The sequence below is a fragment of the Planctopirus hydrillae genome, assembly GCF_001707835.1.
GTDB lineage: Bacteria > Planctomycetota > Planctomycetia > Planctomycetales > Planctomycetaceae > Planctopirus > Planctopirus hydrillae.
This window is the reverse complement of record NZ_LYDR01000040.1, coordinates 19,156-43,728: the sequence shown is the minus strand read 5'-3', so window position 1 is coordinate 43,728 and position 24,573 is coordinate 19,156. Positions and strand designations below refer to the sequence as shown.

At 55.8% G+C, this 24,573-nt stretch carries 14 protein-coding genes; 11 read left to right on the top strand and 3 right to left on the bottom strand.

The genetic code is table 11. The features are described from left to right. The first annotated feature begins 215 nt into the window (after nucleotides 1-215). From A6X21_RS05655 to A6X21_RS05615, 9 genes are all read left to right on the top strand, one after another. Complete coding sequence (locus A6X21_RS05655; protein WP_083233427.1) at nucleotides 216-7,130, top strand: type I polyketide synthase; 6,915 nt, start codon at nucleotides 216-218, stop codon at nucleotides 7,128-7,130. Between the two features lie 134 nt (nucleotides 7,131-7,264). Beyond that, on the top strand, nucleotides 7,265-8,428 hold the full coding sequence (locus A6X21_RS05650; protein WP_068846658.1) for a 3-oxoacyl-ACP synthase III: 1,164 nt from the start codon (nucleotides 7,265-7,267) through the stop codon (nucleotides 8,426-8,428). A gap of 89 nt (nucleotides 8,429-8,517) precedes the next feature. Continuing rightward, nucleotides 8,518-9,924, top strand: coding sequence for an HD domain-containing protein (locus tag A6X21_RS05645; RefSeq protein WP_068846641.1), 1,407 nt, complete (start codon nucleotides 8,518-8,520; stop codon nucleotides 9,922-9,924). Nucleotides 9,925-10,279: 355 nt separating this feature from the next. After that, on the top strand, nucleotides 10,280-11,545 hold the full coding sequence (locus A6X21_RS05640; RefSeq protein WP_165603687.1) for a hypothetical protein: 1,266 nt from the start codon (nucleotides 10,280-10,282) through the stop codon (nucleotides 11,543-11,545). Then, on the top strand, nucleotides 11,542-12,075 hold the full coding sequence (locus A6X21_RS05635; protein ID WP_068846639.1) for a hypothetical protein: 534 nt from the start codon (nucleotides 11,542-11,544) through the stop codon (nucleotides 12,073-12,075). The genes A6X21_RS05640 and A6X21_RS05635 overlap by 4 nt, the downstream gene beginning before the upstream one ends. An 84-nt stretch (nucleotides 12,076-12,159) precedes the next feature. After that, complete coding sequence (locus tag A6X21_RS05630; RefSeq protein WP_068846638.1) at nucleotides 12,160-15,522, top strand: YCF48-related protein; 3,363 nt, start codon at nucleotides 12,160-12,162, stop codon at nucleotides 15,520-15,522. Between the two features lie 64 nt (nucleotides 15,523-15,586). Beyond that, nucleotides 15,587-16,588, top strand: coding sequence for a GTP 3',8-cyclase MoaA (moaA, locus tag A6X21_RS05625; RefSeq protein ID WP_205847396.1), 1,002 nt, complete (start codon nucleotides 15,587-15,589; stop codon nucleotides 16,586-16,588). A 25-nt stretch (nucleotides 16,589-16,613) separates the two neighbouring features. Further along, nucleotides 16,614-17,255 carry a DUF3592 domain-containing protein gene (locus A6X21_RS05620; RefSeq protein ID WP_068846636.1) on the top strand — a complete coding sequence of 214 codons (642 nt, stop codon included), beginning with the start codon at nucleotides 16,614-16,616 and terminating at the stop codon, nucleotides 17,253-17,255. A gap of 43 nt (nucleotides 17,256-17,298) precedes the next feature. Continuing rightward, entirely contained in the window at nucleotides 17,299-18,231 is a 933-nt protein-coding gene (locus A6X21_RS05615) for a sugar phosphate isomerase/epimerase family protein (protein ID WP_068846657.1), read from the top strand. Nucleotides 18,232-18,466: 235 nt separating this feature from the next. Here A6X21_RS05615 and A6X21_RS05610 read toward each other — a convergent pair whose 3' ends face one another. Continuing rightward, entirely contained in the window at nucleotides 18,467-19,378 is a 912-nt protein-coding gene (locus A6X21_RS05610) for a phosphatidate cytidylyltransferase (protein ID WP_013111559.1), read from the bottom strand. Nucleotides 19,379-19,753: 375 nt separating this feature from the next. On the opposite strand from A6X21_RS05610, the gene A6X21_RS05600 reads away from it, so the two are divergent. Both A6X21_RS05600 and A6X21_RS05590 read left to right on the top strand, forming a co-directional pair. After that, nucleotides 19,754-21,094, top strand: coding sequence for a glucuronyl esterase domain-containing protein (locus tag A6X21_RS05600; protein WP_083233426.1), 1,341 nt, complete (start codon nucleotides 19,754-19,756; stop codon nucleotides 21,092-21,094). A 426-nt stretch (nucleotides 21,095-21,520) separates the two neighbouring features. Further along, nucleotides 21,521-22,549, top strand: a complete 1,029-nt coding sequence (locus A6X21_RS05590; RefSeq protein WP_131818203.1) for a hypothetical protein — start codon at nucleotides 21,521-21,523, stop codon at nucleotides 22,547-22,549. A gap of 164 nt (nucleotides 22,550-22,713) precedes the next feature. Here the strand turns inward: A6X21_RS05590 and A6X21_RS05585 are convergent, their stop codons facing one another. Continuing rightward, nucleotides 22,714-23,814 carry a 4Fe-4S dicluster domain-containing protein gene (locus tag A6X21_RS05585; protein WP_068846632.1) on the bottom strand — a complete coding sequence of 367 codons (1,101 nt, stop codon included), beginning with the start codon at nucleotides 23,812-23,814 and terminating at the stop codon, nucleotides 22,714-22,716. Nucleotides 23,815-24,077: 263 nt separating this feature from the next. Then, a complete protein-coding gene (locus A6X21_RS05580; protein ID WP_068846631.1) occupies nucleotides 24,078-24,533 on the bottom strand; it encodes a glycine cleavage system protein H in 456 nt (151 codons plus the stop codon). Nucleotides 24,534-24,573 lie beyond the last annotated feature (40 nt).

The following is a 24,573-nucleotide window of genomic DNA, read 5'->3' as shown; positions in this document are numbered from 1 at the left end:
TTCTCTTAAGCACGGTGCGTTGTCGTTGATGCACCTCATAACCTGCCCCAATATGAGTTGATCCGCCATCGCTTGGGAGGGAATTGGCTTTGCCAGTCGCCCGAGGTTTGCTGTCTGGGTAGACTGGAGAGACTGTTGTCATCACGAGCTGCGCCTGGATCTATGAACAGACGTGAGCCGGTTTGAAACTCGACTTTTGAATGATCTGACGCCCAGTGTCTCAACGTTCCCCAAGCTCTGCTGATTCCCATGAGAAAATCGCCATTGTCGGCCTGGGGGGCTGCTTTCCCGGTGCGGGCGATTTGAATGGCTTCTGGAGCAATATTCACTCAGGCGTTGATGCCGGGAGAAGCGTTCCGCAGGGTCGTTGGAGGCTGGACAGCCGCTATGCACTGGGGCCGTTTTCTCAGCCGGATAAAGCCCTCTCGACCTGGGGCTGTTATCTCGATGAAGCCGTCTGGAGTCTCTTTCCCCATCGGCCGGCCATTTCCCGGCATCTTCCTGCCATCACTGAAGCCGAATGGAACGGGCTCGATCCCCTCTTTCGTCTCGGGCTGAAGACGGCCTTCCAAACGATTGAGAGCACTCAAAACTCAACGCTGCGGGGACCTTTTCAAAACCGGCCAGCCGCCACGCTGAACCTGCAGACGTTTGACCCGGCCCGCTGTGGAGTGATTCTCGGCAGCATCGCTCTCCCCATCGAAGCCATCAACGATCTGTGCTGGGATGTGCTGGGTTCGAGATACCTCTCGAAAGTGCTCGAGGCCTCCACGGGAACAAAATCACCTGGGCCCTACGGCTCAGCAGATTCCCAGCGCTGGTCTGAGCAGAACCGTTACGCACTGGGCTTGCCTGCAGCGATCATTGCTCGCGAACTCGGCTGGCGTGGCCCGGCATTCACACTCGATGCCGCCTGTGCTTCATCGATCTACGCCGTCAAGCTGGCCATGAATGAACTCCGCGCGGGTCGCGCCGATGTGATGCTGGCGGGAGGGCTTTCCCGACCCGATTGCCAGTACACACAGATTGGATTTTCACAGCTCAAGGCGCTCTCTCAAGGGCAGAAGTGCCGTCCCCTCGATGCCCGCGCCGATGGGTTGGTCGTCGGTGAAGGAGCCGGGATGTTCCTGCTGATGAGGCTCAAGGATGCAATTGCAGCCGGCCTGGAAATTCATGCCGTGCTGGTGGAGGCGGGGCTTTCGAATGATCGGGGTGGCAGCCTGCTTTCACCTCGGACAGAAGGCCAGTTGCGGGCCATGCGGGCGGCTTATCAGCGGGCGGGATGGTTACCCGAAAGTGTCGATCTCATCGAATGCCATGCCACGGGAACACCAGTCGGAGACCAGGTCGAGATTGCCAGCCTGCATGAACTGTGGCGGCAGGCGGGCTATCGCTCATCCCGGGCTGTGCTGGGAGCCGTCAAATCCAACGTGGGTCATCTGCTGACGGGTGCCGGTGCGGCTGCTCTGATGAAAGTTGTGCTGGCTCTCAAGCATCAGAGATTGCCCTGTACTGCCAATTACGAGCAGCCAGCCGGTCTGCTGCAGGAACCACATTCTCCCTTTGCAGTTTTGCAAGAGAGTCAACGTTGGGAAGCTCCCGGCCATGGTCTCCCCCGGCGTGCGGCTGTGAATGGTTTTGGCTTTGGCGGAATCAACGGGCATCTGCTGGTGGAAGAGTTTCTCGATGCCGAATCTGGCCAGGCGATGGCGTTTTCCTCAACTCACGACCCGGTCCAGGTGAGTGTCGCTGCGGATTTGCAATTGGCTCAGCCAGAGCCAGAGCCAGTCGCGATCATTGGCTTCTCGGCAGCACTTGGGGAAGCATCGATCAAGCAACTGTTCGAGCGGTGGCAAAGCCGACATCCCGAACGGGAAGCTGCGCCAACGGAAGATCCTCAACTCTCCTGGCCTGTGCAGCGTTTTCGAATCCCCCCCGTCGAGCAGCAGGATATGCTCCCTCAGCAGGGTCTGATGCTCGATGTCGCCAGCGAGGCCAAAGCGCATGCAGGACTCGAAGGCGCGCTGGGAGATCGTTGCGGGCTGTTTGTCGGCATTGCCCTCGATATCGAATCGTCGAACTTTCATCTGCGCTGGCGACTCGAACAGGAATTGCGCGGTTCGGGAATCACTGCGATCGAAGATCACGCAGCAGCCATCGAATCTTTGGTGAATGGCCTGCATCCTCCACTCACCCCCAATCGAGTGATGGGGAATCTTGGTGGAATTGTGGCCAGTCGTGTTGCCCGCGAACTCGATTGCGGCGGCCCTGCATTTGTCCTTTCGAGCGAAGAGGCCAGCAGTTTTGAAGCCCTCCGTCAGGCCAGCGAGGCGTTACGATTAAGAGAAATCGATTTGGCTCTGGCGTGCGCTGTCGATCTGCCGGATGCTGACAAAATTGAACTGTGGAAGAGGACACTTCCCCCCAATTCGACCTATGGTGCCGGTGCTGTCATTCTCAAACGGCTCTCAGATGCCCAGCGGGATGGTGATCAGATCTATGCCTTGATCGAGAATGTCACATCCGGTGCTGGTGAGGCTCGATCCGAGAAATTGCCACCCGTCTTCCCTTCGATCTCGGCTCTTTTGGGGCCAGCGGGTGTGGCTGCGGGGATGATCGACGCGATTACCACTGTGGCCTGCCTGGCGACGAGATCACTCCCACCCGGTGCGGCAGATGCCTTCGGACAAAGTGCGAAGGGCTGGCAATACTGGTTAAGAAATCGATCCGAGGGGGCGCGACAGGCGATTCTGAGCAGTCAGTCTCCTATCGGTTTGTGGAGTCTGCTCACACTCAAGGAAGCCCCTCGACCGGTCTTTTCGTCGCTGGAAGCCACCAGGCCACACGTGACCGAATTGCCGCTGGTCATCTGGCCCGAGCCACGAGTTTCTGGAGGCGAGACAGGCACCGTTTCAGAAGCTTCGCCTGTTGACTTGGCAACTCAGCATCAACTCGTCGAGCGGGCGTGTTCGTTACTGGCTGCATGGGAGAACTCGGCTGTCAATGGCTTGAGTGGGCGGCATGTGGGGCCCAGTCGGTGGCGGCACTTTTGCGAGGTGTACGCAGTCCGCCCGCAAGGAGTAACGCGACCACTCGCCATTCTGATGGTCTCATCGAACGCATCAGTGGTGAGCCTGCTGGAGCAAATCAAAACCATTCGAGGCCAGGAGGAGTTGACTCAAGAGGGGGTGCTCTACCTTTCTGCAGCACCTCAGGAAGCCAAGCTGGCCTATGTCTTCCCGGGCTCGGGAAGCCATTTTCTGGGGATGGGACGAGAGCTTGGGCAGGCCTTCCCGGAGATCCTCGAACAGCAGGATCGCGAGAATCTGCGACTGGCCGATCAATACCGGCCCAACTTATTGTGGAATGGTGAATCGTCAGCAGACATAGCGGACGATCATCGGGCGATGATTTTCGGGCAGGTGACGCTGGCCACATTGATGTGCGATCTTTTGGCCCGTTTTGGAATGGTTCCTCAAGCCGCGATTGGTAACAGCCTCGGGGAATCCTCAGCCCTCTTCGGATTACGAATCTGGACAGCCCGCGATGAAATGCTGTCGCGCATGCTGGCCTCGCGACTGTTTGCCGGTCTATTGACGCCACCGTTCGATACCGCCCGCCAGGCATGGAACATCCCTCCTGATGAACCTGTCCCCTGGACAAGTGGAGTCGTCGAATGCCCGGCTGATCGACTCTGGCCAGCAATTGCCAGAAAGCCAAAGGTGGCACTGCTGATTGTCCTGGCTCCGCAAAAATGCCTGATTGGCGGCGAAGCAGGTCAAGTCGCTGAATTGCTGGAAGAGCTTTCGCTCTCGATTACACCTTTGCCGGCCCCCAGTACAGTCCATTTGAGTTTCGTACAGCAGGTAGAAGATCAGTGGCGGGCACTGCATCTGTTGCCGGTGCAGGAGCGGCCCGAGATCACGGTCTACAGCACAGCAACTTCAAAGGCCTACATCCCTTCCACGACTGCCTGTGCGGAAGCCATTACTTCGCAGGCACTGCATACAATTGATTTCCCGGCAGTCATTGAAGCCGCCCTCCATGACGGAACCAATCTGTTTTTGGAGATTGGCCCGGGCAGCACCTGCACACGTTTGATTGAAACCAATCTCGCAAACCGTGATCAACAAGTTTCCGTGCGGAGTGCCTGCCCGCTGACAGCCCATCCCGTGCGACATTTTGTCCGTACACTCGCGTGGCTTGCAGTCCGCGGAGTGGCGGTCGATTTTGCTCCACTCTTTGCGCCATGCCAGCTCACGCAGCTCTTTGAAGGAAAACGAAAGCCGTTGGGCCTGCCCGACAGCCCGCAGATCGAGATTCCGATCCAACGCTTGAACTGGAAGCAGATCCCCGTTGTGACAAGCGAAGTCGCAGGTGTTCTGCAAGAATTGCTGCGAAATGAAAGTTCCCGCGCAGAGTCTCACCCTCACCCTGTCCCTCTCCCTGAGAGAGAGGGGATAAAGACGTTTCCTCTTCCAGAAGAAGAGGGGATTGCTGCTGAACGACTGATTGATACCACGACATCAAGTGCCACGCCCATGACGATGAATTCCCCAGAAACTCTCGATGCTGCGGAAGCGGCTTATCTGGCCTTTGAAGAGCGACTCGCCCGTTTGCAGTCAGAAGGTGAGTTGGAGATCGCTTCTCACGAGGAAGTGGTGCTGAGTACGAATTCCGTTTCTTCGAAACGCGACAAATCGACACCACCACGGAGTCTCTCGCGCGAGGAATGCCTGGAGTTCGCCATTGGCAAAATTGGCGAGGCACTCGGGCCACTCTTTGCAGCGGCCGACCAGTACCCCACGCGCGTGCGGCTGCCGGATGAGCCACTCATGCTCGTGGATCGAATCACGAACATCGAAGGCGAACCACTGTCGATGTCGCACGGCTGCGTAGTGACCGAACACGATGTGCATGCAGCCCGGTGGTATCTGGATGGAGGACGGATCCCGACTGCGATTGCAGTGGAATCGGGTCAGGCCGATCTCTTTCTCGCTGGCTGGCTGGGGATTGATCTGCAAACCCGCGGCCTGGCGGTTTATCGTCTCCTCGATGCGATTGTCACATTCCACCGAGGTCTGCCTGTTCCTGGTGAAACGATCGTCTACAACATTCGCATTCTCAAGTTCTTCCAGCAGGGTGAGACCTGGCTGTTCAAATTTGAGTTTGATGGAACAGTCAATGGCCAGCCACTGATTACGATGCGCGAAGGGTGTGCCGGGTTCTTTACCGAATCGGCTCTGGCGGCAGGAAAAGGGATCATCCACAGCACACTCGATCTCGCACCACGGCCTGGCAAGCTCCCAGCCGATTGGCACGAACCTGTCCCCATCACACCAGGGAGTCTGAGTGACGCACAGGTCGAACTGCTGAGGCAGGGCGATCTTGTCGGGGCTTTTGGTCAGGCATTTGCCGGGCTGCCTTTGCACAAGCCCTATACCATTCCGGGTGGCAAGCTGAGACTCGTGGATCGAGTTCTCGAAATTGAACCTGGCGGTGGGAAGTATGGGCTGGGACGGATTCGTGCCGCACTCGATATCCATCCCGACGACTGGTTCCTCGAATGTCATTTTTGTGATGACCATGTGATGCCAGGGACGTTGATGTACGAGTGCTGCCTGCACACGCTGCGGATTTATCTGCTGCGCATGGGCTGGGTGGGTGAAACCCGTGAGGTCGTTTCGGAACCTGTCGTGGGGATCGAAAGTCGGCTCAAGTGCCGGGGGCAGGTGCTGGCCTCGACGAAAGAGGTCTGGTACGAAGTGACCATCCGCGAACTGGGTTATGGGACGGATGGTTCCCAGGGTGATGCCTATTGTCTGGCTGATGCGCTGATGTTCGCAGATGGCAAGCCGATTGTGGAAATCAGCAACATGTCGTTGCGGTTCACGGGGCTGACGAAAGCCCGTGTGGAAGCAATCTGGGCGGGAAGAAAGACAGCAGACTCTTACCCTGACCCTATCCCAGAGGGAGAGGGAATAAGAAAAGTCGGAGAAACGAATACCCGGGTGGGGAACACGCCAAGCTACGATGTGCGGCCTGCCATCTATCCTCTCGAACGGATTACGGCCTATTCGATTGGCAAGCCCTCCGAAGCTTTCGGACCCGAGTACACCGTCTTCGACCATGAGCGCAAGATTGCGCGATTGCCCGGCCCTCCATTTCAGTTTTTAGATCGGATTGTGGAAGTCGGTGGGCCACCTTTTGTGATGAAGGCTGGCTGTCATTGCGTCGCCCAGTACGATGTCCCTGTCGATGCCTGGTACTTCACCGCCAATCGACAGCCCGAAATGCCATTTTCAGTGTTACTGGAAACCGCTTTGCAGCCTTGTGGCTGGCTGGCAGCTTATGCCGGCTCAGCACTCACCAGCGAGACCGATCTCAAGTTTCGCAATCTCGGGGGCAAAGCGACTCAGCATCGGCCCGTGACTCCCGAGATTGGTACGTTGACCACCACAGCCCGCATGACCCAGGCTTCAATGTCAGGAGGCATGATCATTCAGCACTTCTCGATGGAGATGTTTGCGCGAGATGAACCTGTCTATTCGGGAACAACTTACTTCGGGTTCTTTTCGGCCGCATCACTCGCCAATCAGGTCGGTCTGCGAGATGCCAGACGAGTCGTATTGGAGAATTTCGCGGCCTCGGAAAGCTTCTCACAAGCGCCACCTTTTCCTGAAGCGAGTTATTCGTTTGTCGATCAGATCACACATTGTCTGGTCCGGCAGGGAAGTGTTCCCGGGCGGCCCGAACTGGCTGGTTTTGTCCGTGGGGAGTCGCAGGTCAATCCCGCAGCATGGTATTACAAGGCACACTTCTACGAAGACCCGGTGATGCCTGGATCGCTGGGGCTGGAAGCCTTTCTGCAGGTGATCAAGCACTGGATGGTCAAAGCCGAAATCGTGAGTACGCATGGCGGTGTGAACTTTGAAACACCCGTGTGTGGCACGCCGCAGGCATGGGTTTATCGTGGTCAGGTGATTCCCAAAGACCGCCTGGTGACGATTGATGCCGAGATCGTTTCGGTTGATCGAACAACCAATACGGTCATTGCCAATGGCTGGCTGGAAGTCGATGGGCGGGTGATCTATCAGATGACGGGTTGGGCAGTGCGAGGTGTGGGTTGATCGCAGAGTGACTGCGATGAGTTGTCAGGCGAGGTCCCACCTGCGAATCTGTAGGTGGTTCGAGCGTTGAATCCTCATTCATGGTGATTCGAAACGACCGGCTCCGATTCCTGAAAACGGATCCTTTCATCGATATGCGTTACTCCAAAGTCTATATTGAAACAATTGGTTACGAACTGGCGCCCGAAGTTGTTTCCTCGGTCGAGCTGGAAGAACGCCTGGCACCAGTTTACGAGAAGCTCAAAGTAAGCCCCGGGCAGCTCGAAGCCTGGACGGGGATCAGCGAACGCCGCTGGTGGCCTGAAGGCTATAAACTCACCAGCGGAGCGACGGCAGCGGCCCGACGGGCATTGGAACAGTCGAATGTCTCGACGCGCGATCTTGGCGTACTGATTTATGCGGGTGTCTGCCGGGAACAGTTCGAGCCGGCAACAGCCTGTGGCGTCGCAGCCAACCTGCGACTCTCCGATGACGTGGCGGTTTACGATCTCAGCAATGCCTGCCTGGGTGTGCTCAATGGGATCATCGATATTGCCAACCGGATTGAACTGGGGCAGATTCGTGCAGGGATGGTTGTTTCCTGCGAATCGGCCCGCGAGATTATCGAGTTCACCATCCAGCGGTTGCTCGAAGACCCGACGATGGAGAATCTGACTCACTCACTGGCCACGTTAACAGGTGGCAGTGGGGCCGTGGCTGTGATTCTCACCGATGGCTCCTTTTCAAGAACGCGTGGGCATAAACTGCTGGGTGGCAGCTTGTTGGCTGCTCCCGAGCATCACGAACTCTGCCGCTGGGGTTTTGAATCTCTCTTACCTGCGGCCGTAGACAAGGTCGAGCAGGTCCTTCCCAGTGCCGTCACACAAACGAGGCTGGGGTCACTCATGCCGCAACTGGTGCAGCAGAAAGTGAGTGGGATTTTGCCCGCTAAACTTTCGCACGCCTTTCACCAGTTTATGCAGACCGATTCGATTTCAGTCATGAAGTATGGGGTCGAACTGGGCGTCAAAACGTGGGCTTCGATGCTGGCCCGCTTTGGGTTGAAACCACAGGAAATTGACAAAGTGATCTGTCATCAGGTGGGGAAAGGGCATCGTGAGCAGGTTTTGAAATCGCTGGGAATTCCGCTGGAAAAGGACTTCCCGACGTTTCCGTTTCTCGGGAACATGGGGACTGTCTCTCTGCCGATGACCGCTTCCTTGGCGGAAGAGCGTGGCTTTCTGAAGAAGGGCGACCGCGTGGCATTTCTCGGGATCGGGAGCGGACTCAACTGCCTCATGCTGGCGGTCGACTGGTAGTTGTGGAAATGTCAGCCAGACCACTCCAGTTGATTGGTCTCAAAAGCTCTTACGATTCGTAGAACTCGTTCCAGATAAGTCCAGTTGATATGTCGCGAAACTTCATCAGCGAAAGCCTCTCACACGATCCGATTCACGGATACATTCCGTTCATCTCGCGCGCGGGTCTCCCTGCGGGAGAGACAGCCGAGCAGGATATTATTGATCATCCGTGGGTGCAGAGGCTCCGGCATATTCATCAGTTGCAGACCGCCTGGTGGGTTTTTCCAGCCGCGGAGCACATGCGGTTTCAGCATGTGATGGGTGCCATGCATCTGGCCTCTGTCGCCATTGACTACTGGTACGATTCACTGTGCGATGCGTGCCGCAATGTCCCTTCGCGGCCTTATGTCGAATCGCTCCTGCGCATGGCGGCCCTGCTGCACGATGTGGGGCATGGGCCCTTTGGCCATTTCTTTGATGATCATTACCTCGCTCAGTTCGGTGTCACTCACGAAGATGTGGGGGGCGTGATCATCGAGCAGGAACTCGGAGAACTGTTGCGGGGGATCCGGCGCAATCCGAAAGGCGAACTCAAGCCCCTGGAAGAACTCGATCCCCGGCAGATTTCGTGGCTGATCCGCCGGCCCAGGCCAGGTTCCCCCGATGACGAAGGTCATCCCGACTGGCTCAAAAAACTGCGGGCCATGTTCAGCGGTATCTATACTGTCGACAACATGGATTTCGTCTTGCGCGATGCCTATATGACGGGCTACAACGTGCGGGCGTTTGATATCTCCAGGCTGCTCCACTATTCGTTCTTCACTCCTCAGGGCTTAACAATTCATATTCGTGGCTTGCCCACTTTGATCAACTTCATCGAAACCCGTGCCAACCTCTTTCGTACGGTCTACTTTCATCGCACGGTGCGGGCCATCGATCTGGCACTGGAAGATCTGTTTCCTGAAACAATGCCTCACCTGTTCCAGGGGAGCCCGATTGGTCAGTTGGAAAACTACCGCCGGTTGACGGAATCATCATTTCTGGTCGATGTGGATCGCTTCTCCCAATCAACCGATCCTGCGACACGCCAGTTGGGCGAGCGCTGGCAGAAGATTCTTTCGCGTGAAGTCCATTGGAAGATGGCGACAGAGCGCACCATGGGGTACTACACCAGCAGTGCCGAGCGGATGTCGATCTTCTCGGAACCTGACCTCATCGAGCAGCGCTTGCGCGGCCGGTTGCCCGAGGAGAAGAAGTCGATCGAAATGCGCATCGATGTGGCCCGGCATTATCATCGGCCCAGTGGCAGGCTCCCCGTCGGTGGTCAAAATCATCTGTTTGATCCAGCGGCCAGTGGGATCACTGAACTTTCGGATGATGAACTTTTCCGTCAGTTGCCACTGAGTCTGTCGGTCTTCCGCGTCTACAGCCGGGATCACGCGAACGATAAAGCCATTACGATGGCGTTGCAGAGCCTGTTGGGCGATGCCGGCGACGCCAAGACCAATATGTAGTGTGATTCACTTCGCGTGGAGAGCTTTCAAATTCTTCAGTCTTCCGTGAAACTCGTCTTGCCAGGTGGGGCAGCTTCTGCTATTCCCACCAATTGATCAATGTTTTCCTGCCTCTCTTTCGACCTTTGATCTCACCTCCATTCACTTCCATCGATAGAAAATAAACCTGCTCACAGGTTCCACTCCCCGGTTTTTGCTCTCCCTCTCGTTTTCAACCTTTCCTGATTCATTTTGTGACATCTCAATCACTGGCGATCATTTGAACCCTGGCTCATTTCTTGAGCGTCCGGGTTAGAAATCGTTGGTTTTGAGTTGATAATCCCTTTCTCATCTCCTGCCTTGTTTGTCCTCTCCTATGAAACTCTGGCAACACCCTGCTTTTGGCATGACGATTCTGACAGTCACTCTTCTCGCGAGTGCACTGGCGGAAGAAGTGCGCAGCGATGCCAGGTTTGTGGTGCTCAAATCCGGCAAGGTCATCGAGGGACAGGTGCGGCCCGTGACTGGCGGATATGCCGTCGAGCGAGGCGGCAGCACGATTTCGCTGCCTGATGAACAGGTGGCGTGCGTCGCCAGTTCCATGGCAGATGCCTATCAGCAGATACGAGCCCAGCGGAAAAAGCCCGGTGAGCGAAATCCGACCGTGGAAGATCATCATCAACTGGCCGAATGGTGCCTCTCGCAGAATTTGTATCGAGAAGCCCGCGACGAGGTTCGTCTGGCGTTAAAGCTCGATCCCGAACGGACTGCCTTGCGCCGGTTACTCATGCGCATTGAAGAAATGCTCGACCCTGCTCCTGTGGCCCAGCAGACAGCCTTACCCAGAACAGACGCTTTGGGTTATCAGACCCGAAATGTCGAATCGCTGGGTGGCTTAACAACCGCGACTGCGACCGAGTTTTCGCTCAAGGTTCACCCGATTCTGATGAACAAGTGCGGCTTGGGAAGTTGCCACGGAAACTCTTCAAAGTCCGAGTTCCGCCTGAGTACCACACGCGTTTCTGGTGGGAGCCATCGCTTGTACGCCGAGCGCAATCTGGCGGCTGTGGCAAGCCTGATTAATCTGAGTGAACCCGAACAAAGCCAGCTTCTCCTGATGACTCGCCAGATGCATGGCGGAATGAATCAGCCACCACTCCAGGGGTCGGCAGGCCGACAGCAGATCGAAACACTCGAACGGTGGGTGTACCGATATGCTCTCGAACGCAATCCGAAACTGAGTGAGATGAATGCGTATGCTCAAAGCGGATTGAATCGGCCGCAGTCCGCCGAAAACATGGAATCGACCGGACAGATGCAAGTCAAATCGGGCGTGATCCAGGAGGGAGGCCTGCTGCCCCCTGTTCGCCAGACGCCACCAGATGAAGTTCAGCCGAACCATCCGGGTCGCGATGCTGATGCAGCAAAAGGTTCAGGTTCCGTCGAGGAAGAGACACCCCGCCAACATCGTCCGGATGCTTTCGATCCCGATGCGTTCAACCGCAGGTATCACGGCCGTGAGGTACTGCGTGATCGAGCCTTGCGCGATCGACAGAGTTCTCAAGCCGCTGGACAAGCCACAGAATCAGCCCCGCCTTCCGCCACTAACAACGAATCGTCTGCATCGAAAGGCCAGCCATGATCACCAAGGTCAACACTCATCCGCTCGTGATTTGGAGCGTCAAATGGCTGATGCTGGCAGTCGCTTTTGCCTGGCTGGTCGGTTGCTCGACAATGACGAAGAGCATGCAGGATCCATTTCTCAGCTCTACCCGGCCCGATGAGTTTTCTTGTGGAGAGTCGCATAAAGGCTCCGCTCGAAGTTCTCGTAAAGCCAACGCCTCACAGCAGGCAGCCATGCAGCCGGGCTATCCACCGATGGGGGCGTACCCGCCCGTTGATAACGCCTACGCGCGTTCGGCTCAGGCGACACGTTCAGCCGAGGCGACACGTTCAGCCCAGGCCAATCGTCCAGGCAATATGCAGTATGGCATGCAGGTTTCGAGTGGCATGAATCCTCAAATGCCCGGTCAGATGTCGGGCGAGTATGGTGCAGCTCGTCCTCCCGCCAAGACCGCCTCGACCAGAAAGAAAGCCAAGGAAGACTTTGAAGACCCCTTCGCCACTGAAGAATTCGCATCGAGCGATGAAACCGGCCGGGCCTCTTTATGAACTGAACACGACTTGGGGTACGCTATGCCGGATTCCTCTTTCGAAGAGTGAATTCGCCAGCATGCCGATACAGGACATGCCGACATGAAGTCTGTTCGTTTGCCTGCATTCCATAATCAACCTTCGATTTTCCACGGGCCATTGACCCGCATTGTCATTGGCTGGTGCGTGGCGATTGTCGGGATGAGCCTTTCCCTGACAATGTCGTCAAAATCTCTTCTGGCGAGTGAGCCGGTACACTCGGCAGCGACTCCATTACAGGATGATGCGACGTTACGGGCGGTCTGCACTGTAGGTAAAAAGCATATCTTCGTGGTGGGTGATCGTGGCGTCGTCTGGATCTCGAACGATGCCGGAGCCACGTGGCGGTTTTCACTGGCTCAGAGTTCGCATGCCCAGGGAACGGGTTCACCCAGGCTGATCCATTTGAAGTGTGCCCAGTTCGTGACAGACCAGATTGGCTGGGTTGGTGGATGTGTGGGTGAACCTTCCGATCATCATCTGCAAGGGGTTCTGCTTTCGACCACAGATGGCGGCATGACTTGGCAGGAACTGGGGGCTGGTCAGCTTCCGCCTGTGCAGCATGTGCAGTTTTTTGATATGGATCAGGCCGCAGTCGTTGTCGCTGCTGACGATGATGTCCCCACGGGCGTGATGCGGACTGTCGATGGCGGAACCACCTGGCACCGGTTAGCTGGTCAAAGGCAGGGCCACTGGAAAACGGCCGCCTGGTTCAGCCCGGAAATGGGGCTGGTGGCGGGGAGTGATCTGAAGATTTCACTCGTCGGTGATGAGCAGCTTTTGCCTTCCAAAATGCCGGGCGGCAGCTTGCGAACACTTCGCAGTGCTTTCGTAACAAAAGATGAACGCGGCTGGCTGGTCGGTGATGGTGCCACCGTCTTGACAACCACGAATGGTGGGATTGTCTGGGACCTTCCTCGGGGCGAGTTTCCACCGGCAACTCGCAAGTTAATGGACTTCCGGGGAGTGCATGGTCTGGGTGAGCATGTCTGGATCGTGGGCTCTCCCGGCTCGGTGATCTGGCATTCCCCGAATGCTGGCCAGACGTGGGAGAACATCAGCACAGGCGAGACGGCTCCATTAGAGGCCGTCCGTTTTGTGCCAACGACAGCCGATCAGTTGGATCATGCGGCTACGGGCTATGCCGTTGGTCATTTGGGGTTAATTCTTAAGACAACCGATTCGGGCAAAACATGGAAGGCCTTGCGAGGTGGTGGTCGCAGAGCCGCTCTGACGATCATGCCCGCTCGCACCGAACGCATTTCTTCATGGGCGTTGGCGAAAGCCAGTGGAGAGCAAGGGTATCGATCGAGTGTGATTCTGCTTTCGGCAGGCCTCGATGCGAAACTGGAGCATGAAGAGGGGCTGATTCACAGTGCCAGTCATGAAGAACTCCGGCGGGCCGGCGTGCTGCTGGCGGGTGGTAATGCACTGGAAGAATGCTGGGCCTTCCCACTTTCAACACCAGGGATGCAGCACAATCGCGAGGCTCTCTTTCGCGACTGGATGCTTAAGACAGAAAACAAGCTGCCCGAGATGTTGCTGGGGCAGATTGTGCGTCATCTGCGAACCTGGCGGCCCGACGTCGTGATGCTGGATCAGCCAGCGGCTGATGATGCGGTCGCCCAGTTACTGTTTGCAGCGATGTGCCGGGCCATTCCTTTAGCGGCCGATGCGACGAGATTGTTCGAGCAACAGGAAGTTGTCGGGCTGGCACCGTGGTCCGTCTCGCGGGTGCTTCTGCGATTGCCGGATGGCAGTGTGGGTGATGCTCAAATCGAAGGCTTTGAGTTTTTGCCGCGAACGGGTGTCTCCGTCAAAACCGCAGCGGCGAGAGCCGATGGACTGTTACAGATTCAAAGGCAAGGTCTCCAGCAGCGCGAGGCTTATCGACGACTTGACCCGGCTCAGCTTGTCGGCGGTATTGGTTCATTGCCGGCAGTCAGTGCGCAGGCTTCGCAGGATCTGTTCGCGGGGCTGTCGATCTCACCCGGGACGGCGGCTCGTCGAGGCTTACTCCCTGTGGATGATCAGATTCTGGCCGAGCGTATGAAGGCAGCCGCCAAGCTGCGGAATGTCGAGTCGTTTACTGGCCAGCAACTGGGTGATCCCCGTGTGGCGGGCCAGATGCTGGCACAGGTGGGGCCCATCCTTGCTGGTCTTGATCCGGCTCAGGGAGCCGCATTTCTGGCACAGTTAGCTCGCGATTATCGACAGCATGATCAATACGACCTGCTCGAACAGACTCAACTCGAATTGATTCGCAGGTATCCCACTTCGCCCGAAGGGACCTCGGCATTGCGATGGCTGGTCGCTTACTGGACGAGTGGCGAAATGATGTACCAGCTCTCGCGAAAAGAAGGTTCTCTGGCCAGTGTGGTGACAGCCGATACAAGGCCCACGATTCGCCGGGTGGGTGCCAACGGTGAAGAACTCGCGAATGATGATGGTTCGTATGGTTCACGGGATCGATCGCCGATAGTGCAGGCTCGGGCAGAAGGTCGAATCCAGTCGGGACGGGGAGATTATCAGAGCGATCAGCTCAAAGGACGACAAAAACGAGCTGCAGAACTTCTGGCAATGCTGGAGCTGCAGGAACCGAGGGTGTTTCAATCCAGCGAGGTTCAGTTTCCACTTGCGGCACTGAAAAGACATCGAGGATCCTTTGGTGAAGCCGACAGCATTTATCGCTCGCTGCTGATTCGCCAGCAGGCCCAGAGTGCAGAAGCTGCTGCCACTATCTCGACAGATCCGATTCATCAGATCGCTGCCATGGAGATGTGGATCACGGCGGCGACGGGAGCATCGCCGGGAACGATTGCGACTTCTCAATATGCATCGACGAAGCCCGTGCTGGATGGACTTCTTTCCGATGATTGCTGGCAAGTGGCCAAGGATCTGCGATTACAGAAGCCCGGGTTATCAAACCTGGAACTGGCTGATCAACCCCGCGACTTTGTGATGATGGCTCACGATCGGGAATTTCTTTATCTGGCGGGGAAATGTCATCGACATCCCGGACATCGGTCGAACCCGGTCGAGACGAGTGGCCGGACGTATGATGCTCCTTTAGAAGAACTCGACCGAGTGAGAATTTCGCTGGATATCGACCGCGATTATGTCTCGGCGTATCACTTTGAGATTTCCGAAACCGGTGCGGTGAGTGAGAGTTGCTGGGAGCGGGTGCGCTGGAATCCGACATGGTTTGTGGCGGTCGATGGCGATGCGGAAGGCTGGAGATTCGAAGCCGCCATTGCCTGGAGCGAACTGGCTGCGCAGGCTCCGGCAACGAACCACGTGTTTGCTGCCAAAGCGATGCGAATTCTGCCAGCCATTGAAACCCGTCACTGGCCCCCCGCGACGACCGATTCATCGTCCACCAATTCTTCGGCCAATGTGCCGATTGGCCTCATTCGATTTGAGTAATCATTCCTGCAGATGCGAACGGTGACGTTCCCGAGTAGACTGGTGTCAGAGAGAAGTGAGCACCATGACACTCGTCGATTCTTTTGGACGCACGCACAATAACCTGCGCATCAGTGTAACGGATCGCTGCAACATCCGTTGCTTTTACTGTATGCCCGAAGGGCCAGTGCAGTATCTGCCACGAAAGCATCTGCTCACTTACGAAGAAATCACCGAACTGGTGAAAATCTTTGTTTCCCTCGGGATTGATCGAGTCCGTCTGACAGGTGGCGAGCCACTGGTGAGGCAGGATCTTCCGGTACTGATCCGGTCGCTGAAAGCGATTGACGGACTGGTGGATATTGGCCTGACCACAAATGGCATTCTATTGGCCGATCAGGCACAGGCTCTTCAAGAAGCGGGACTGTCACGAATCAATATCAGCCTGGATGCCCTCGATGAAGCCTCCTTTCGCGAGTTTGCCCGCAGGGAGGGTTTAGAAGCCGTCCTGCGCGGGATTGAAGCAGCTCAACGCGTGGGGCTGGATCCCATCAAGATCAATGCGGTCGCGGTTCGCGGACTCACTGAAAAGCAGATCATCCCTTTTGGTGAATTCGCACTGCAGACCGGAATTGATGTCCGTTTCATTGAGTACATGCCGCTGGATGCTGAAAATCAGTGGGAGCGGGAGAAGGTGCTGTTCGCCAGTGAGATCCGGCAGGCACTGATCGAACACTTCGGGCCGTTAACTCCCGAATCAACGAGTTCTCGCGAAGCACCAGCCACCGACTATACGTTTGCCAACGGACAAGGTCAGATCGGGTTTATTGCTTCTGTCAGCGAGCCTTTCTGCAATCGCTGCAATCGACTCCGGCTGACAGCCGACGGCAAGTTGCGCAATTGTCTGTTCAGCCTCGAAGAAACCGATTTGAAATCGCTCCTGCGTTCCGAAGAATCAGTCGATCACCGGCAGAGATTGATCGCTGACGCCATTCGAGAATCGGTAGCTCACAAAAAGGAAGGACACGAGATCAATACCGCACGATTTATTCAGCCAGCCAGACCCATGCATTCGATTGGCGGCTGAGGCCATTCCGCAGGGAGATCAAATCATGCCGTTTCTGGGCCTGAACTGGGATTGGATACTGGCGCTCAAGCTGGGCATACCTGCATTGATCGCCTGCGTGGGAGTCATTTCGCTGATTCATCAGTTGTTGAAGCGGATGTCGCAAGTCTCCGTCGATGCGACCGTCGTGCGGCAATTGACTCATCGGGACGGCGAAGGCGATCTCATGACAAAAAGTGTCTTCCAGTTTGAGACGGAAGACGGTGTGCATGAGATGGAAGACGTGATGGCTTTCCGGCCACCGGCTCACAAAATCGGGCAATCGATCACAGTGCTGTACCCGATTGGCCATCCCGAGCAGGCGACCGTTCGCAGGGATTGGGTACTGGTCGTGCTTCTGGGGATGATTGTGATTGGCACAGTGATCGTCGTGTTTGTCGTCCAGCAGGAATGGAAGATCATGCGGGCTGCCGATCCACTGCTTGATCAGGCTGCCCGTGGAATGTTTCTACGCGAAGAGGCTCCTGGTCCGGGTGATTCCGATCGAGTCAGTCGTAAGCTGGTGGCCAAGTCTTCTCGGAATACGGACCGACTCCTCTTGCCGATCTGGCTGAGGTGCGTCACAACTGCTGATTCGATCTGTGATGAGCATGAAGTGATGCAGTACAGCCATACAAATGGCTGCTGAGTGAGATTTTCAGCAGTCACCAACTCTCGAAATGAGCCTCCTGATGAAGCTGGGTTATAACACGAACGGGCTGAGTGATCACCGCTGGGAAGACGCATTGGAACTCATTGCCAAAGCGGGTTATCGCTCCGTGGCGATTACGGTCGATCATCACTGTCTGGATCCTTTTGCTGTCGATTTTCCCCGGCAGCTCGAGCGATATCAGCGGGCACTCAAGAAGCTCGGCCTTTCGTGTGTGATTGAAACCGGTGCGCGGTTCCTTCTGGATCCTCTCAAAAAGCATGAGCCGACACTCATCAGCGGTGATGCCAGGGCCCGCCAGCGACGCATTGATTTTTTGAAGCGGGCGATTCACCTCGCCGATGACCTTGAGGCCGACTGCGTCTCGTTCTGGTCGGGAATCCTTCGAGAACCCTGGCCGCGCGAGAAGACGATGGAGATCCTCGCGGAGGGAGTTCGCGAAGTCTGCCAGCATGCAGCCCATTATGGGATCAAGCTCGGATTTGAACCCGAACCCGGCATGTTTATCGAAACGATGGCCGACTTTCGCGAACTGGATGAGCGGGTCGGGCAGCCAAATCTCGATTTAACAATCGATGTCGGGCATCTGTATTGCGTGGAGAAGCCTGTGATGCATGCGAAATCCCATTCAAACCCCGAATCATCAAAAGCAAATGAATTGAGCCCGAATCATACTGCCGAGACCTGCTCACTCCGTCGGCGGCAGACCGAACTGCTGGTCATCCCGCATCTATTGGAATGGGGCCCGCGGATCGTGAATGTCCACCTTGAAGACATGCGGCGTGGTGTGCATGAGCACTTGCGTTTTGGAGAAGGTGAAATCGATTTCGCCGCCGTCATGCAGGCCTTTCGCGATATCTCGTATCAGGGCGGCCTGCATGTGGAACTGAGCAGGCACTCTTACATGGCCCCACAGGTACTGCAGGAATCGTTTGAGTTCCTGAGCCAGTTGTAATCGCATCCTGGAAGTCATACAACTTCCCAGGAAGCAATTGCGAGTTGCCGGTTGCGAACACATGCTTGCCCAGAGCTGCAAGCATGGCACACAGATCGCTGCCCCCTCAGCGTAGCCCGGCCAACTCGTGCCCAACGAAATGTCACCGGGTTGTCGTGACTTTCCACGACAAAAAGTAGCCGCGCCATGCGTGTGCCCTGCAGAGCATGCACGATGCTTGATGGTTCACAACTCATCAGGCTCCGGGGATTTTCCAGGTCGCCAGTGGGATGGCCTTCCACAGAATGTAGGCCACTGGTGCGGAGTAAATAATGCTGTCCAGCAAGTCGAGTAAGCCGCCAAATCCGGGGAGCAGACCTGCGGAATCTTTCTTGCCAACATCCCGTTTGATCAGCGATTCGCAGAGATCTCCAATCAGACCGACAATGCCAATAATCACACCATAGAGGACAGTCCAGTACCATTCCGGCGGCTGCCATGTCGCGTTAAAAAATGGTGTCGCAAAGGTGAGCCACAGGTAGGCCCCCAGTGCCGAACCCAGGAGGGCACCACCCGCGCCGGCATACGTCTTGCCTGGAGAAAGCAACGGTACCAGCTTTCTGCGCCCGAACAGCCGGCCCAGTGTATACGCACCTGCATCGCCGGCTTTCGTCACAATGACCAGTGAGGCCATGACCAGATAACCGGCCTCAGCACCTGCCACCCAACGCAATTGGGCACAGACCCCTAGGAGCACACCGACATAACTGACAATCATCAGCTCAGCACCCAGCGTTTCCATACTCTTGCCCGGCTCGCGATACCGATATGCGGAGACAAAGAACATGATCAAAATGGATAACGAATAAGCCAGCATGACCTGCGCCAGCGTATTGCCATCATCAGGTACATCGATGGGAAAGATCCTCGATCGACCAAACCAGGCAGCTGATGTCACCAGCATGCTCAGTGCACACACAGTGAATCGATGGGGTGTAAAGTTTCGAGTATGCAGAAGATCGCACAGTTCATCGGCCCCGCGATAGGCCAGCACGCATCCAAACACCAGCAGAATAGGTGCTGAGCTCCCGAAGGAATGATCGAGTGCGAAGATCCCCGCCAAGAGTGGAATCAGCACGGCAGACATGGCCAGCCGCCATCGAAGCATATTGAGCCCGCAGTTCCCTGAAAGGTGGTCAAACAAATTCGTCTGCCATCATTGTCTCTCAGCCAGACTGCCTCGGATGGCTGATTTCAACAATGATCTTGTGCACGAAAGTTTGCTCCATTCTGCGTCGTTTCGCTACTCTCAACCACTTCACGAGGACAAATTGCAGGGAATGTTCGTCGCAGTTTTTTGCATTGATCGCCGCGTCAGCAAAGGTTTTCACAAACATCCCAAGAGCATGCCGCAGCCTGATTTTCTGATCGCACCGCTTTCGAGGGTGCCTTCTTTCGCCGTCGTCTTGAATTTGGCAAACTTCAGTCACGATTCCGGACAGTACCCATCGCGATTGACTTCCTTGCTGACATGAGGCCCACGATGAAGAACTTAGTTTCGATAAAGCTCAATTTGAAGAACACGATTGTTCCCATCTTGTGGCTGTGTCTGCTGGCGACAGCGGTAGAAAGTGCGGAACTCTTGTCCACAAATTCTCAGGTTGGCACTTCCGAGGCTTCCCCAGGGACTCCCGCGATCAACTGGGATGCATATCCCGAATCGACAGCACTTCCCGAACTTTTAAAGCTGCAAAATGGCTCGCCAGTCAAAACACCCGAGGACTGGATGAAGCGGCGGCGGCCAGAACTCCAGGAACTTATCCAGCGTGAGATGTTCGGGTATCTTCCAGCCCCTCAGCCCTTCACGGCAACTGTCACGAAAACGGTTCCCGATGCTCTGGCTGGCAAGGCCACGCTCAAAGAGATCCGTCTCAAATTCACTCAGCTTCCTCCCGAGGCCCCTGAGATCCGCCTGGCACTCTGGATACCCAATCGCCACCCGGCCGGAAAGATCCCGGTCTTCCTCACGCTGAACTATTGTGGCAACGCCAACGTCACGACAGATCCGCACACGACGATTCATACCGATCGCTTTTGCTCGAAGAAAGAGTGGATCGGGCAGCGTGGTGGACAGGCCGATTTCTGGTGTGTCGAACAGGTGATCGACCGCGGTTATGCCTTGGCAACGTACCATGAAAGTGATACGAAAGCCGACAAGAATGAGTGGAACGATGGCCTGTTTCCTTACCTGAAGAGCAACCAGGTTCCCGCAGGCTCACAACCTGCCACAATTGCCCTGTGGGCCTGGGGGCTGCTGCGTTGCGTCGATCAACTGGCTCAGGAACCACAGCTTGATCCCTGGCGTATTTGTCTACTGGGCCATTCCCGCCGAGGGAAAACCGTCCTGTTTGCTGCTGCCATGGATGAACGAATCGCCCTGGTGGTGCCCCATCAATCGGGAACGGGCGGCATGGCTTTGAGCCGGGAGAACAATCAGGAGACTGTTGAACGAATCAACCGTGTGTTCCCCCATTGGTTCTGTGGCGAGTTCAAGAAATTTGGCGGCAACGAGCCACGGATTCCTTTCGATCAGCATGCAGTGGCATCACTCGTGGCGCCACGATTACTGCTCGATACCGAAGGCGATCAGGACGCGTGGGCCAACTTCCCGCGCTCTCTGGAAACACTTCAGGCGGTGAACCCCGTCTGGAAGCTGCTCGGGAAAACCGGCCTGGTTGGATCGGGGTTGATCACTTCGGTCACAGAGATTCAACCTGGCAAAGTGGGCGAACTGCTGCAATTGCGGCTGCCAGAAAAGCACACACTGACGAAAGAGTTCTGGACCGGAATCCTGAACTATGCCGACCTCATGCTGCCTGAGTAGCCCATCAGTCGCATGTTCGTAGGGAAGTCGGGTTGGTCATCCCGGCAGTTTGATCGCCAGACGTTCGCTGAGTGCGATGAAGTTTCAAAGTCGCTGTTCGTTGGGCAAGCAGATGGATCGTTGTCTCGTCGACTGATGAGAACATCAGTGTCTCAAAATGTTTCCTTTGAAAGCGAGCAAAAATCGATCAGGCATAACGGATTACGTGCTGCCACGACATCCTGATTATGTTGTTTTGCGCGCTGATCGCGATGGGAATGGAAGATTTCCAGGATGTCCTGACGCGATGAAAACGGCCTGTGGCACACTGGTTGCATTCAAAACTTTCAGAGAACTGGCTTCGTGCAGCAGATGATCTCCATTGCTCGGAGATTGCCGCATCGAGGTGAGTTGAGTTATTCGCTCATTGATCACTGGAGGTTCAAAATGCAGCTTTCGAAAATGTGGCTTTCGACAGGTCTTAGCCTTGGTCTGGCAACGACCGTATTTGCACAGACACCACCAGGAAATGATCCTGCTGAGGCAGTTCCCCCCGCAGGCAACGAAACCCAGATTGAAACTCCGATTGGCAATGTGAAGGTCAGGACCACAACAACTCCACCGAACAGCGCTCAAGTGAATCCGAATCGCGTCGATCCTTTACCTGGAGCCGTTTATACTCCAGGTGTACAAGGACAGGCCGTCACAGCCCCACGCGCTGCCAGTCCGCAGGCGGTCCCAGCTCAGGCTGCCCATCTGGAATCACATCTCGTGAACTGCCTGATTCTCAAAAATCAGGAAGAGGTTGAACTGAGTCGATTCTCTCAGAATGAACTCCAGAATGAGAAAGTCAAAAAGTTTGCGGCACAACTCGTGGCGAGCCACCAACAGTCACTTAATCAACTGCGGGCTTTGAAGATCCAGCAGTCTGCTCAACAGGAGACTTCCCGACCGGCGACCTTTACTGCCACAGAAGTGGTGACGACAACAGCACCTGCGACGACAGCACCTTCCACACCAGCACCTTCCACATCAGCACAGAGGCGGGCTGAACGTCAGGTCGAAAGAGCCGAGCGTCAGCTTGAGCGTGCCACGGGAGTTAATGTGGAACTGACACCGGAAGTGCCGTTATCTGGTCGGCAGGTCGTGGGGTATCGCGGACGCGTTATGCTGCAGCCGCAGTATGTGGGAAAATCCACTGAAAACGACGTTGTGTTGCAGATTCAGCAGGACGCCACTCAGGAATCTCTCGATCTGGCGGTGAATGAGTTAATAGAGGCTAAAGAACATCAGCAGGTCGATCAGGCATTTCTCGGGATTCAGGCGGGGATGCACATGCATATGCTGGCCCAACTCCAGGCCCTGGAAAAGCACACAACCGGCGAACTTCAACAGTATGTGACAGAAGCGAAGGCCACGACTGAAAAACATCTGCAGATGGCGAAAAGTCTCATGCAGGAAATTGATCAGAAGTAATGCCGTCACAAACATGCATTTTTAGGACTTGAGTCGGCATCAGGATCCACATCATCACTCCCAGTCATCGACAGATGGCTGGGAGTTTTTGTTCGTTGATCATCGAGTCTCAGTGACTTTTCTGCGCCGCCACATGAGTACGAGCCGGATTAAAAACCATCGAGTTAAAAACTGTCGAGGCTGTCGAGGAGGTCGTCGAGATTGTCGCGTGGAGACTGGGCTTTTCCTTCCTGCCGCTTGGGGATGCCCACCTTCATACCGACCGCTTCTCGACCATCGGCAACAAGTTCCTGGTCGCGCTCTTTGACCGCCATTTCAAGGGCCGATTCGGCGGAATCGTTCCCACCGCCAAAGAGCTTCGACAGATCAACTTTGAAAGCGGCGGGGCCGTCACCGTCAGCACCGGCGATCGCCGCTGTTTTGTGCTCAGGAAAGATAATCGCATTGGCGGGGCAAACTCTGCTGCAGGCCGGGCAACCTTTTTTGCAGCTATCCTGCTGCTCAACGAGAATCCGGTCGAGCGCATCCACGCCGTAAACACCAAAGAGGCAAAAGTCGATGCACTCCATGCAGTTGGTACAGCGGCTGTAATCAATCACGGGATACCAGCGCCGCTTCGTCAGCTCTTCAGTTCCAATCTGTTGAACTGAGCCAGACGTGTTCGCACCACTGGCCGCTCCAATCTCCGCGATGGGCGTTGGTGGAGAGATGACAGGTAACGTTGAAGGTGCTTGCGGAGGTGTTGATTTCGAAGGGAAGGACAATCCCAATGAAACCACAGGGACAGCGATCTCGGCGGCAATCCGCTGAATCTCTTCCACATAGGCGGCAGCATCTGACCGGACTCTCAGGTCGATAGACCAGATGGTGCGAGAAGTCTTTCCATGAGTTTCACTGGCCGTTTCGGCATGGGCGCCATTCATTTCCGCCAGAATCGCGACCGAGTCGTCATCGGTTTCCGCTTCGTCCTCGTCTTCATCAACAAGACGGGTCCTCCCCAGTCGTCCCCCAATTTTCTGACGATCCAGAACCCAGTGGGCAGCTCGTGGATAAAGCCACGAAAGAATCACAAAGTGGCCCGGGAGCGATCGCAGAAACATGAGTCCCGTATGATCCGCAGGGAGATCATACAGGTGAGGAATGACAGAGACATCGACCTGACCACCCAGCATGAGCTGGACAGCGATGTCTTCTTCCAGGGCTCGTTTGACCGGGTTTTTGCCCGGTGCCTGTGAGATCACGACTGTCAGTTTTCCTGAAGCCATATCACTTCTCCGACATGCGACTTTCTGGCCATCAAGATCGTGTGCACAGCCCGATCGTTCGGCTGCCTCACGGTTGAGATCTGACAAATTTTACAAGAATGGTCGGTTGGCTCTGACATCATGGAGGTGTTGAGAAGGCTCTCGGCACCCGGATGTTTTCGACTCATTGATCATGTCGAACCCTGCCACTAATGGCAAATCGACGCCCTGTCCTTTTCTGTCACCAATTCGTTTCATCCAGGACTGACAGGGCAGACGCGGGATCACTGATTCATCTGCCCTTTGATGATGGCCTGCGTTTTTTCCCAACTTGCAGCGAGAACATCCATGTATTCGGCAGCACTCAATAAGCTGGAGTCAGTTCGCAGTTCATAGAGCCAGCCTTCTCCATAAGCATCGGCGTTGATGGCACTGGGATCAGCCGCGACGATGGGGTTGATTCGCACAATCTCGCCCGCTTCTGCCGAGTACATGGTACTCAGGGCTTTGGAACTCTCGATCTCGCCGATCTCGGCTTTTTTGCCAACCATCGCCCCATCACTGATGGACCAGTCGAGAAAGTAGACGTCCTGCAGGAGTCGGACGGCATACGCTGTAAATCCGACACGATAAACCCTGGGCTCGATGGCCTGCAGCCAGAAGTGTGTGGCGACATAGTTTCGGTCGGTTGGTATCCGGGCCGGAAACTGCCCCATCATGAATGTCAATTCATCCGACATGGCGAGCCTTTGCGAGTCGAGTGCGCTGCTGTGGAATCAA

Excerpts from the sequence above, each read along its gene's own strand:
- A6X21_RS05585 (WP_068846632.1), bottom strand. The coding sequence starts at position 23,814 with ATGGCTTCAGGAAAACTGACAGTCGTGATCTCACAGGCACCGGGCAAA.
- A6X21_RS05615 (WP_068846657.1), top strand. The coding sequence starts at position 17,299 with ATGAAGCTGGGTTATAACACGAACGGGCTGAGTGATCACCGCTGGGAA.
- A6X21_RS05645 (WP_068846641.1), top strand. The coding sequence starts at position 8,518 with ATGTCGCGAAACTTCATCAGCGAAAGCCTCTCACACGATCCGATTCAC.
- A6X21_RS05590 (WP_131818203.1), top strand. The coding sequence starts at position 21,521 with ATGCAGCTTTCGAAAATGTGGCTTTCGACAGGTCTTAGCCTTGGTCTG.
- A6X21_RS05580 (WP_068846631.1), bottom strand. The coding sequence starts at position 24,533 with ATGTCGGATGAATTGACATTCATGATGGGGCAGTTTCCGGCCCGGATA.
- A6X21_RS05620 (WP_068846636.1), top strand. The coding sequence starts at position 16,614 with ATGCCGTTTCTGGGCCTGAACTGGGATTGGATACTGGCGCTCAAGCTG.
- A6X21_RS05650 (WP_068846658.1), top strand. The coding sequence starts at position 7,265 with ATGCGTTACTCCAAAGTCTATATTGAAACAATTGGTTACGAACTGGCG.
- A6X21_RS05600 (WP_083233426.1), top strand. The coding sequence starts at position 19,754 with ATGAAGAACTTAGTTTCGATAAAGCTCAATTTGAAGAACACGATTGTT.
- A6X21_RS05635 (WP_068846639.1), top strand. The coding sequence starts at position 11,542 with ATGATCACCAAGGTCAACACTCATCCGCTCGTGATTTGGAGCGTCAAA.
- A6X21_RS05610 (WP_013111559.1), bottom strand. The coding sequence starts at position 19,378 with ATGCTTCGATGGCGGCTGGCCATGTCTGCCGTGCTGATTCCACTCTTG.
- A6X21_RS05640 (WP_165603687.1), top strand. The coding sequence starts at position 10,280 with ATGAAACTCTGGCAACACCCTGCTTTTGGCATGACGATTCTGACAGTC.
- moaA (WP_205847396.1), top strand. The coding sequence starts at position 15,587 with ATGACACTCGTCGATTCTTTTGGACGCACGCACAATAACCTGCGCATC.
- A6X21_RS05630 (WP_068846638.1), top strand. The coding sequence starts at position 12,160 with ATGAAGTCTGTTCGTTTGCCTGCATTCCATAATCAACCTTCGATTTTC.